General features: G+C 72.7%; 2 protein-coding genes. Both read left to right on the top strand.

Annotated elements, in window-relative coordinates; all coding sequences use genetic code 11:
- Positions 1 to 133 precede the first annotated feature (133 nt).
- Positions 134 to 6898, top strand: coding sequence for an SDR family NAD(P)-dependent oxidoreductase (locus ACH4U7_RS40925; protein ID WP_398532851.1), 6765 nt, complete (start codon positions 134 to 136; stop codon positions 6896 to 6898).
- A complete protein-coding gene (locus ACH4U7_RS40920) occupies positions 6891 to 12782 on the top strand; it encodes a type I polyketide synthase (protein WP_398532850.1) in 5892 nt (1963 codons plus the stop codon). The genes ACH4U7_RS40925 and ACH4U7_RS40920 overlap by 8 nt, the downstream gene beginning before the upstream one ends.
- The last annotated feature ends 2 nt before the right edge of the window (positions 12783 to 12784 follow it).

Below are 12784 nucleotides of genomic sequence, written 5' to 3'. Positions count from 1 at the left end.
CGGTATTCCCGCCGGCGATACGTGTACGGCCCGTGTTCGGCACGATTCCGCCCGACGGTGAGACGGCGAACCCGACGGTGAGACGGTGAACAGGACAGGTGGTTCCATGCAGCCCGGAAGTACCGCTCGCCTGATGCCAGTCGCGGTCATCGGCTTGTCCCCCTGCCTCCCGGGGGTTGCGCCGGCCGAGGCGGCAGTGCGGGCGCTGGAGAACGCGGGCATCGTCCCGGAACGGCTCCGGGAGGCGGCGGCCGGTGTGTTCACCACCGAGCAGGCCGATCTGATCGCCGCCGAACTGGGCGTGAACGGCGCCGCGTTGACCTGCGACACCCTCCCCGCCGGTGTGGTCCACCTCGCCTGCCAGAGCATCCACACGGGCGAGTCCGCCCTGGCGCTCGCCGGGGTCGCCTCACCGGACGGCGGCAGCGGATTCCTCGTACTCAAGCCGGTTCCGGCCGCGGTGGCCGAAGGCGACCCGATCCACTGTGTGATCGAGGGCAGCGCGCTGGGCCGGGGTGACGTCGTACGACAGGCCTGTGCGCGCGCCCAGGTGGAAGGCGGCGGGATCCAATTCTGGTGGCGGGGCGACCACCGGGCGGGCGACTACCACGCGGGCGAGGCCGCGTCGGACGGCTTGTCCGGCGATGGCGGCGAGCCGGGCGGCCGGGGCGAGGGGGCGGTGGCGGCGCTGCTGGAGATGCCCGTGCTGCTGGGTCGCGGACGGGTTCCGATCCCCGGCGCCCGGCCCGACCCCGAGCGCCGTCTCACCGCGGTCCACAGTTCCTCGGACGGCGCGGGAGTCGCCTGCGCGCTGGTGCTGTCGGAACCGCCCGCGCGCCCGTCGCCGTCGGCGCGGACCGTGGTCCCGGCGCTGCCGTTGTTGCTGTCGGCTGACAGCGAAGAGGCGCTGTGCGGCAAGGCGGAGAGCCTGCGCGCCCATCTGGCCGAGCCGGAGAGCCCGGATCTGCTCGATGCCGCGCACACCCTGGCGGTCGCCAGGCCGCAGCTGCCCTATCGCGCGGTGGTTCTCGGCGCCGACCGCGCGGAACTCGCGGACGGGCTCGGCGAACTCGCCCTGGGGCGGGGCGGCGCGGGGAAGGCCGACGGCGGGCGCAAGGTGGCCTTCCTCTTTCCCGGCGAGGGCGGGCAGCGGCCGGGCATGGGGCGCGAGCTGTACCCGCTGTTCGATGTGTTCGCCGACGCGCTCGACGAGGTGTGCGCCCATATGGACGCGGTCGCCACCTGGTCTGTGCGTGATCTGCTCCTCGGTACGGGCAACGCCACCGAGGTCGCCCCGGCCGACGAGGCGCTGTACACCCAGGACGCGCTGTTCGCCCTTCAGGTGGCGCTGTTCCGGCAGTTCGAGCACTGGGGCGTACGCCCGGACTTCGTGGCCGGGCACTCGGTCGGGGAGTTGGCCGCGGCGACGGCGGCCGGGGTCTTCCCCCTGCCCGACGTATGCGCGCTGCTCGCCGAGCGGATTCGGTTGTTCCGGGAGAAGACACCGGTCGGCGGCGCGATGGTCGCGATGCGGATCTCCGAGGCCGAGGCCCTGGAATCGCTGGCCGGTCTTGAGCATCTGGCCGGTATCTCCGCTGTGAACGCCCCGAACTCCGTCGTCGTCTCCGGGGACCGCGAAACCGTGCTGCGGATCGCCGGAGGGTGGGCGGAGCGGGGACGCAAGGTGAAACAGCTGCCGGTCGACCGGGCTTTCCACTCGCCGCATATGGCCGCGATGGCCGGCGACTTCGAGCAATTCGTCCGCGGCCTCGCCCCGCGACCGCCGCGCATTCCGATTGTTCCGGTGCACAACGCGCTGGGATCAGACCCCGGTGTCGTCCACCTGCCCGAATATTGGGGGGCGCAGGTGCGCGGCACCGGGCATTTTCTTCACTGCGTGACCAGCCTCGACGCGGCGGGCGTCGACACCTATGTGGACATGAGCGCGAACGGTGTGCTGGCGGCGCTGGTCGAGGAGACTCTGCCCGAGTCTTCCGCCGCGAACGCGCATATCACCGCCGCGCTGCACGGCGGCGGGTCCGATCTGCGCGCCGTGCTCGGCACACTGGGCGGGTTGCACACCCACGGTGTCCCGGTGGACTGGCCCGCCGTGTTCCGCGACTGGGGTGGCCGGCGTATCCATCTGCCGACCGGCGTGGCACGGCCCTCCCGTACGGCGTCCGCCGTATCCCGGTCGACGGATCTGCGGCGGGTGATCAGGGCCGAGACCGAGGCGATGATCGAGGGCGGTTACGGGCCGGACCGGTCGTTCCTGGAACTCGGGCTCGACTCCCTCGCCGCCGTGCAACTGGTGAACCGACTGCGGAAGCGGACCGGGCTGAAGATCGCCACAGCCGCGCTCTTCGACCACCCGACCCCGAACCAACTGGCGGCCCACCTGGAGAACCGCACACCCCGGCCGGTGGCCGCCCGCCCCCGCCGGACCGGCCCGGACGAGCCGATCGCCATCACCGCGATGAGCTGCCGGTTTCCAGCCGGGGTGCGATCGCCGGAGGACCTGTGGCGGCTGCTCGCCGAAGGCCGTGAGGTCCTATCGCCGATGCCGGAGGACCGCGGCTGGGACCTGGCAGGGCTGTACGACCCGGAGCGCGAACGCCCGGGCACCAGCTATGTACGCCACGGCGGATTTCTCCACGACGCCGCCGAGTTCGATCCCGCGTTCTTCGGCATCGGCGGACACGAGGCACTGGAGATGGACCCGCAGCAGCGGCTGCTGCTCGAACTGACCTGGGAGGCGTGTGAACGGGCCGGTATCGACCCGGCCACCCTCCGCGGCAGCGACACCGGGGTGTACGCCGGGCTGTCATACGGCCACTACGGCACCGGCTCCGGGTACGCGGACATCTGTCTGCGACCGCATCTGGCGATCGGCACCGGGGCCAGCACGGCCTCCGGCCGGATCTCGTACACCTTCGGGCTGAACGGGCCCAATCTCGCCATCGACACCGCGTGTTCGTCATCGCTGGTCGCGCTGCATCTCGCCGCAGCCGCGCTGCGCCGTGGCGAGTGTTCGCTGGCGCTGGCCGGCGCGGTGACCGTGCTGTCGTCGCCCCTGGTGTTCGTCGAGTTCAGCCGCCAGGGCGGGCTCTCACCGGACGCGCGGGCGAAACCCTTCGCCGAGGGCGCCGACGGCACCGCCTGGGCCGAGGGGGGTGGCATGTTCGTCCTGGAACGGTACTCCGACGCGCGCCGCAACGGCCATCCGGTGCTCGCCCTGATCGCGGGCTCGGCGGTCAACTCCGACGGCGCCAGTAACGGGTTCACCGCCCCCAACGGGGCCGCCCAGCACCGGCTGCTGCTCTCCGCGCTCGCCGACGCCCGGCTGCGACCGTCCGATGTGGACGTCGTGGAGGCGCACGGCACCGGGACGATGCTCGGCGACCCGATCGAAGCCGGTGCCCTCCTGGAGGCATACGGGGCGCACCGGCCCCCGGACCGCCCGCTGCTGGTGGGCTCGCTGAAGTCCAACCTGGGCCACACCCAGGCCGCGGCCGGCGCGGCAGGGGTGATGAAGATGGTGCTGGCCATGCGGCACGGGCTGGTCCCGGCGACCCTGAACGTCGACCGGCCCAGCCCGCATGTGGACTGGGCCGCCGGGCTGCGGCTGGTGACCGAGGACACGCCGTGGCCCGACCAGGGCCCGCTCCGGCGGGCGGGCGTGTCGTCGTTCGGGATCGGAGGGACCAACGCCCATGTCATCCTTCAGCAGCCGCCCGCCGAGCCACCGGCTCCGGCGGAGCCCGTACGGAGCGTCCCTTCGCTGTGGACCGTCTCCGGCGGCTCACAGGTCGCTCTGCGCGCCCAGGCCGGACAGCTCGCCGCGCACTGGGACGCCCATCCCGACCTCGACGCGCACGACATCGGCTTCTCGCTGGCCACGACCCGCTCGGCCCTGACCCACCGAGCCGTCCTCACCGGCGGCGACCACGACCGGCTGCGGCGCTCGCTGACCGCGCTGGCGGCGGGCCGGCCCGACCCCGACCTCACGGTCGGCGCGGTGGCCGAGGGCGGCCTGGCCTTTCTGCTGACCGGTCAGGGCAGCCAGCGGGTGGGCATGGGACACGGGCTGTACACGGCGTACCCGGTCTTCGCCGAGGCCTTCGACGAGGTGTGCGCCGGGCTGGGCCTGCCGGTGAAGGAGGCGGTGTTCGGCACGGATCAGGAGCTGCTGGACCGGACCGAGTACGCGCAGACCGGTCTTTTCGCCTTCCAGGTGGCGCTGTTCCGGCTGCTCGAAAGCTGGGGCATCCGGCCGGACCTGCTGCTGGGACACTCCCTCGGCGGACTGACCGCCGCCCATCTGGCCGGAGTCCTGTCCTTGCCGGACGCGTGCGCACTGGTCGCGGCGCGCGGCTCGCTCATGCAGGCGCTGCCCGAAGAAGGGGCGATGTACGCGGTGGCGGCCGCGCGGGACGAACTGAAGGAACTGCCGCCGGGCGTGTCGTTGGCGGCGGTGAACGGCCACCGGTCGGTGGTGATCTCCGGCGTCGAGGAGGCGGTCGTCGCGCTGGCGGAGCGGTTCCGCGCCCAGGGCCGCCGGACCGCGCGACTGCGGGTCAGCCACGCGTTCCACTCCTCCTTGATGGAGCCCATGCTCGACGCGTTCCACACGGTCGCCCGGAGCCTGACCTACCACCCGCCCGAGATTCCCGTCGCCTCCGATCTGACCGGGCAACTCGCCACCGTCGACGAGCTGTGTTCCCCCGAGTACTGGGTCCGTCATGTGCGCGGTACGGTCCGCTTCCACGACGGAATGCAGACCCTGCATGACGACGGCGTCACCACCTTCCTGGAGCTGGGACCGGACACCACGCTCACCGAGATGGCCGCCGACTGCCTGACGGAAACCGCCGACATTGCGGTGATTCCCGCCCTGCGCCAGGACGATGTGCTCGGCGCCATCGCGGCGTTGCAGGTACGTGGCCACGGACCAGACTGGTCGCGGTGGTACGCCGGAAGCGGGGCCCAACGCGTGGATCTGCCCACGTACGCCTTCCAGCGCAAGCGGTTCTGGCTGCTGCCCGACGCGGCCGTGACCCGCCCCCAGCAGACGGACCGGGAAGCCGCGATGGACCGGCTGCGGTACCGGATCGGCTGGCAGCCCACGGCGGACCGGACCACCTCCCCGCGCAACTGGCTGATCGTCCACTGCGACACCTTCCCCGTGCCGCAAACCCTCGGCGTCACGCTCGGCTCCCGGACACTGCCCCTCGCCATCGACGCGGACCGCACCGAGATCGCCGAGCGCCTGGTGACCGCGGCGAACGGCGAACCGTTCGACGGGGTGCTGTCCCTGCTGGCGCTGGAGGAGCGGACTCGTCCGGGCACACCCGGCGTACCCGGGGGACTCGCGCTGACCACGGTGCTCATCCAGGCCATGGGGGACGCCGGGCTCGAAGTGCCCCTGTGGTGTGCGACGCAGGGCGCGGTGTCCACGGGCCACGGCGACCGGCTCGGCAGCCCGGTGCAGGCCATGGTGTGGGGACTGGGCCGGGTAGCGGCCCTTGAACACCCCGGGCGATGGGGCGGACTGGTCGACCTCCCCGCCACCCTCGACGCACCAGCGGCCGAACGGCTGGCCGGGATACTCTCCTCGGCCGAAGACCAGGCCGCCATCCGCGCCACAGGAGTGTTCGTCCGGCGTCTGCTGCGCGCGCCGCTTCCCACCGATCCCCGGTGCGCGTGGCCCGTCCGCGGCACCACCCTCATCACCGGAGCGTTCGGCGCGCTGGGCCGACGCGTCGCGAAGTGGCTGGCCGCCGAGGGCGCCGAACGGCTGCTCCTGACGGGCCGGCACGCCGACGACCCCGAACTGGTCGCCGAGCTGACCGCGCTCGGCGCCGAGGTCGACACCGCCGCCTGCGACGTGGGCGACCGGGAAGCGGTGGCGGCCCTGCTCGCGCGCATCCCCGAGGACCGCCCGCTGACCGCGGTGGCGCATGCGGCCGGGGTGCTCGACGACGGCGTGATCGACGCGCTGGACCCCCAGCGGCTCGCACGCGTCCTGCATGCCAAGGCCACAGGCGCCAAGAACCTCCACGAACTTGCGGGGGAGCTGAAGGCGTTCGTGCTGTTCTCCTCCGCCACCGGCGCGGTCGGCAACGCAGGTCAGGCCAACTACGCGGCAGCCAACACCTACCTCGACGCGCTCGCCGAACAACGCCGCGCCGACGGACTCGCGGCCACGTCGATGGCCTGGGGGCCATGGGGGGCCGGTGGCATGGCGGTGGACGGGACCGACGCACAGATCGTGGGCACGCGGCTGCGCCGCAACGGCATGACGGTGCTCGACCCGGACCTGGCGATCGACCTACTGTCCCGGGCCTACGCACACGACGAATCCGGGCTCGTCATCGCGGACATCGACTGGACGCGATTCCTCTCGACGCTCGCCACCACCCGCAACAGCCCGCTGTTCACGGACCTGCCCGAGGCCCAGCAGAGCAAGGCCGCCCCGCCGCCCGCGGAGATCTCCGCGCTGGTACGGCGGCTCGCCGGGATGTCGCGGGCCGAGTGCGTCCGTACGCTGCGCGATCTGGTGTGCCAGAACACCGCGCAGCTGCTCGGGCACGACTCGGCAGCGCAGATCCAGCCCACGAAACCCTTCCATGAGCAGGGGCTCAGCTCACTGGGCATCGTCGAACTGCGCAACCAGCTCAGCGCGCAGACCGGACTGCGGATGCCCGCCAGCGTGCTGTTCGACCATCCCACCCCCTCCGCGCTGGCCGGCCACCTTGCCACGGAGCTCGCCCCGGACACCGTTCCACCCGACCGCACACCGCCGGAGGCGGAGCCCGGGACGACCGATCTCGAGGCCATCCTGAGCCTCGCCGAACAGGAACTCTCCCGGGCCGGGGAGGACCGCCACGATGGCTGACGACAGGCTCCTCGACACCGTGCAGCGCCTGACCACCGCGCTGCGGGACACCCGGGAACGGCTGCGCGTGGCCGAGGCCGGCGCCCGCGAACCGATCGCCATCGTGGGCGCCGGCTGCCGGTTCCCCGGTGGAGTGAGCGACCCGGAAGGGCTGTGGCGGCTGGTCGGCGAGGGCCGGGACGCCGTCACGCCCTTTCCCACCGACCGCGGCTGGCCGGACGAGTTCACCGGGGCGGGGGCGTTCTTGACCGACCCGGCCTGGTTCGACGCGGGCTTCTTCGGCATCGGCCCCCGCGAGGCCCTGTCGATGGATCCGCAACAGCGGCTGATGCTGGAAATAGCCTGGGAAGCGGTGGAACGGGCCGGGATCGACCCGCTGTCCCTGCACGGCTCCCGGACCGGAGTGTTCACCGGCACCAACGACCAGGACTACCGCGGCCTGCTGGGCAAGGTCAGCAACCACAACGAACACGCCGACCACCTGGCGACCGGCACCGCGGCCAGCGTGCTGTCCGGGCGAGTCGCCTACTTCCTCGGGCTGGAGGGCCCGTCGGCCACGATCGACACCGCATGCTCGTCCTCGCTGGTGGCGTTGCATCTGGCCGTCCGCTCGCTGCGCTCGGGGGAGTGCGATCTCGCGCTGGCCGGCGGTGTCGTCGTGCTGTCCACGCCCGGACTGTTCGCCGCCTTCCGTCGCCAGGGCGCGCTCGCCGCGGACGGCCGCTGCAAGGCGTTCGCCGAGGCGGCGGACGGCGTGGGCTGGGGCGAGGGAGCCGGGGTCGTGCTCGTCGAGCGGCTGACCGACGCCCTCGCCCACGGACACCCGGTGCTGGCCGTGGTGCGGGGCACCGCGATCAACTCCGACGGCGCCTCCAACGGGCTGACCGCGCCGAACGGGCTCGCACAGCAGCGGGTCATCCGCGACGCGCTGGCCGACGCCGGGCTGCGCGGCCGGGATGTGGACGCCGTCGAGGCGCATGGCACGGGGACCCGGCTCGGCGATCCGATCGAGGCGTCGGCGTTGCAGGCGGCGTACGGTGGCGACCGGGAAACCCCACTGGCGATCGGGTCGGTGAAGTCGAACATCGGGCACACCCAAGCCGCCGCCGGTATCGCCGGGGTGCTGAAGACCGTACTGGCGCTGCGAAACCGGACCCTGCCGAAGACGCTGCATGTGGACACCCCGTCGTCGCAGGTGGACTGGGACTTGGGCGCGGTGGAACTGCTCACCGAAAGCCGCCGCTGGCCGGCCGACCCGGGCCGCCCCCGGCGCGCGGGAGTGTCCGCGTTCGGCATCAGCGGCACCAACGCCCATGTGATCCTCGAAGAGGCGCCACCCGCCGAAGCGACACCGGCCGTCGGAGCGACACCGGCCGCCGGAGCGGAGCCGCTGCCGTGGGTGCTCTCGGCACGTACCGACTCCGCGCTCCGTGCCAAGGCAACACAGCTGCTCTCGTATGGCGACGGCAAGGTGGACGGCAGGGGCACAGCAGACGTCGCCCACGCGCTGGCCACCTCCCGCAGCACGTTCGAGCGCCGTGCCGTGGTGCTCGACACGGATCCCCGGGCCGGCCTGACCGCGTTGAGCCGCGGCGGGACCGCGCCGGGTCTGATCACCGGCACCGCCGATCTGACCGGCAAAGTGGTGTTCGTCTTCCCCGGCCAGGGCGGTCAGTGGGCGGGAATGGCCGGTGACCTGCTGGAGACATCGCCGGTGTTCCGGGAGCACATCCACCGCTGCGCCCAGGCGCTGGCGCCGCATGTCGACTGGGACCTGCCGGCCGTGCTGCGGCAGCAGCCGGACGCGCCCTCGCTGGAGCGGGTGGACGTGGTGCAGCCGGCGCTGTTCGCGGTCATGGTCGCGCTCGCCGCCCTCTGGCGCTCCTGCGGCATCGAGCCGGATGCCGTGGTGGGGCACAGCCAGGGGGAGATCGCCGCCGCCCATGTGGCCGGGGCGCTGTCCCTCCAGGACGCCGCGCTGGTGGTGGCCCGGCGCGCCAAGGCGCTGACCCGGCTGTCCGGCAGCGGCGGGATGGCTTCGGTGGAGCTGCCGGCGGACGAACTGTGGCCCCGGCTGGACGAGAAGCTGTGCATCGCGACGGTCAACGGGCCGAGGGCGACGGTGGTCGCCGGCGACACCGACGCGCTCGACGTACTGCTGGCGGACCTGGCCGAATCCGGCATACGGGTACGGAAGCTGCCGGTGGACTACGCGTCCCATTCGCCGGAGATGGAGATCGTCCGCGACCGCGTCCTCACCGAACTGGCGCCGATCTCGCCGAAGGCCACGGACATCCCCTTCCACTCGGCGGTGACCGGCGCCGTACTCGCCGGGACGGAGCTCGACGCCGGGTACTGGTACCGAAACCTGCGCCTTCCGGTGCGGTTCGACCAGGCCATCGCCGGGCTCGCGGCACCGGAACACTCATTCTTCGTGGAGGTCGGCCCGCACCCCGTGCTGGGCCCGGGGGTCCTGGAGGCCGTCGGCGACAAGGCCGTGGTCGTCGGATCGCTACGCCGCGGGGAGGACGGCCGCAGGGCGCTGCTCTCCTCGCTCGCCGAACTGTACGTCCGCGGTCTGTGTCCTGATTGGACGGCATGGGCGGGGCCGGACACACCCGGATTCACCGAACTGCCCACCTATCCGTTCGAACGCAAGCGGTTCTGGCTGACGCCCGGTGAGTCCAGAAGCGCTGACCATCCCGTGCTGGATCCGGCGATCGAGCTGGCACAGAGCGATGAGCTGGTGCTGACCGGACGTCTGTCGACGGAGTCGACTCCGTGGCTGGCCGACCACCGTGTACTCGACGAGGTGATCCTGCCCGGCACCGCCTGGCTCGAATTCGCGCTGCACGCGGGCGCCGCGGCGAACTGCGCCACGGTCGAGGAACTGACCCTGGCGGTGCCGCTGGTGCTGCCGGACGAGGGTGCCGCCACGGTGCAGCTGCGCATCGGCGCACCGGATGGCACCGGGCGCCGCAGGCTGGACCTCCACGCGAAAGTGGACGGCGCGGGCTGGGTGCGGCACGGCGAAGGCGTGCTGAGCCCGGCACCCGCCGAGCCCGAGGCGCTGGAGAAGTGGCCGCCCGCCGACGCGGAAGTGGTCCCGCACACCGGGCTCTACCCCGCGCTGATCGACCACGGGCTGGGCTACGGCCCCACGTTCCAGGGGCTGCGCACCGTATGGCTCCGCGGTGACGAGGTCTTCTGCGAGGTGGCCTGCCCGGTGGACACCCACGGCTTCGTGGTCCATCCGGCGCTCCTCGACTCCGCCCTGCACGCTCTCGGCTTCAGCCCCCCGGCGGGTGGCGAGGCCGGGGAGGCCAACGGACCGGTGCTGCCGTTCACCTGGACCGGCGTCACCGCGCATGCGGCTGGGCCCTCGGCGCTACGGGTGCGGCTGTGCGGATCCGTCGACGACGGGGTGCGGCTGACCGTGACGGACAGCGAGGGCGCGCCGGTGCTGTCGGTGGACTCGCTGGTGCTGCGCCCGGCGGCCGTACGCAGCGGCGCTCCGCGAGACGCGCTGTTCCGGAACAGATGGGTCGAGGTGCGCCCTTCGGGCGGGCTCGCGGCGGAAACCATGGTGGCCGTGGGTTTCCAGACCGGCCACTTCCCGGCTTTCCCCGATCTCGCGGCGCTGGAGGAGGCGGTCCGCGCGGGTCTGCCCGTGCCGGGCGCGGTGCTCGTCGGCGGCTCCCACGGTTCGGTCCGGGAATCCGCACACCGCGCACTGAGGCTGGTCCAATGGTGGTGCGCGCGACCCGAGTTCGCGGCGTCCCGGTTGGTGTTCCTCACTTCGGGCGCGGTGGCGGCCAGGACCGGCGACGACGTCCCCGACCTGGCGGGCGCGGCCGTCATCGGCCTGGTGCGGTCGGCGCAGACCGAGGAACCCGGCCGGTTCGTCCTGCTGGACGCCGACGAGATCACCCCGCAGACGATCACCGCCGCCCTGGCCGCAGATGAACCCGAGGTCGCCCTGCGGGGTGGACAGGTGCTGGCGCGCCGCCTGGTGCGGGTCGTCCCCCGGGCCCCCGGAACGTTCGCCGGACCCGAGGACACCGTCCTGATCACCGGCGGCACCGGCACCCTCGGCCGACTGCTGGCCCGCCACCTGGTCACCGCGCACGGGGTGCGGCGGCTGGTCCTGGCCGGCCGCCGGGGCCAGGCACCCGGACTGCGGGACGAGCTCGGCGCACTGGGCGCCACCGCCACGGTGGTCGCCTGCGACGTCGCGGACCGGACACAACTGGCCCAACTGCTCGGCGCACACCGGCCGACGGTCGTCGTCCACGCGGCCGGGGTACTCGACGACGGCGTGGTGACGGCCATGAACGAGGACCGCGTCGACGCCGTCCTTCGGCCGAAGGCCGAGGCCGCGCTCGCCCTGCACGAGCTGACCCAGGACCTGCCACTGACGTCGTTCGTGCTGTTCTCGTCGGCCGCCGCCACCGCGGGCAGCGCCGGCCAGTCCAACTACGCCGCCGCCAACGCCGTACTCGACGCGCTGGCACACCACAGGCGCGCACGAGGGCTGCCCGCGGTCTCGCTCGCCTGGGGCCTGTGGCAGGAACGCAGCGATATGACCCGCCACCTCGACTCGACCGCCACCCCACCGTCCACCGCCGACTCACTGTCCACCAAGGAGGCATTGGCGCTCTTCGACGCCGCGGCCGCACTCGCCGACCCGGTGCTCGTACCCGCCCGGCTCGATCTGCGCGGCCGTCAGGCCAGGCCACTGCTCCGGGAGCTGGTGAACCGGCCGGAGATCTCGGAGGACAATCCGCGTCAGCTGCTCGACCGCCTGGACGAACCGGAGCGCGAACGGGCGCTGCTCGACCTGGTGCTGGACAAGGTCGCGCTCGTCCTCGGACACGCCGGCACGGACGAACTCCGACCGCACGCCGGGTTCCTGGAGATGGGCGTGGACTCACTGGCCGCCGTGCACATCCGCAACCACCTCAGCCAGGCCCTCGACATACGGCTGCGGGCGACCGTCACCTTCGACCATCCGACCCCGCCGGCGCTGGTCCGGCATCTGACGGAGGTGCTGGCCCGGCCGGAGGGCGAACCGGCCCCCGAGGAGCACGGTGAGACCGTCGACGAGCTGATCGCCCGGACCAGGGCCACCGCATGGGCGCAGACGCGCACCTACTTCACCTCGCCGGCCGAGCTGCCGCGGATCCCACGACCGACCCGGCTGGCCGGCGGCTCGGAGGGGCCGGCGCTGGTGTGTGTCACCTCGGCCGTCGGCACATCGGATCCGGTGCAGTACGCGCGCCTGGCGAAGCCGTTCCAGGGCGAACGGGACGTCTGGGCGCTGCGGCAACCGGGATTCCGCCGCGGTGACCCGCTCCCCAAGACCCCGGAAGCGCTGCTCGAGACGCACGCCGCCAGTCTGCGCACGGAGTTGGGGGAGCGGCCCTTCGTGCTCGCCGGCCTGTCCTCCGGCGGCCTGATCGCCCATATGCTCGCCCGGTACCTCTACGACCAGGGCGCCCCGCCGGCCGGTGTCATCCTGCTGGACAGCTACGCCCCCGGCGAGGACGAAAGGCTCACCCTGCTGGCCCCCGGTCTGCGAGGGGAACTCCAGGACCGGGCCGACGACCCGGACTCCGCGGTGCCCAGCGACGACAGCTGGGTCACCGCCATGCTGCACTACGAGACATTCGACTGGCCGTTCACCGAGCTGCCGGCCCCGGTGCTGTTCGTACGCGCGGGGGAACCGCTGGAGAGCTGGCCGGCGGACTGGGACTGGCAACCCGTCTGGCCGTACGACCACACCGCCGTCATCACCCGCGGCAACCACTTCACCATGCTGGAGGAACACGCCCCGCATACGGCCGCCCTGATGCGCGACTGGATGCGGGACACCTTCGGCTGAGA

Origin of the sequence: Streptomyces sp. NPDC020845 (genome assembly GCF_044334165.1) — a bacterium.
GTDB lineage: Bacteria > Actinomycetota > Actinomycetes > Streptomycetales > Streptomycetaceae > Streptomyces.
This window is presented reverse-complemented; position numbering and strand designations above follow the sequence as displayed.

What these genes read in the sequence shown, in the direction of transcription:
- ACH4U7_RS40925 (WP_398532851.1), top strand. Translation starts at nt 134, where the DNA reads ATGCCAGTCGCGGTCATCGGCTTGTCCCCCTGCCTCCCGGGGGTTGCG.
- ACH4U7_RS40920 (WP_398532850.1), top strand. Translation starts at nt 6,891, where the DNA reads ATGGCTGACGACAGGCTCCTCGACACCGTGCAGCGCCTGACCACCGCG.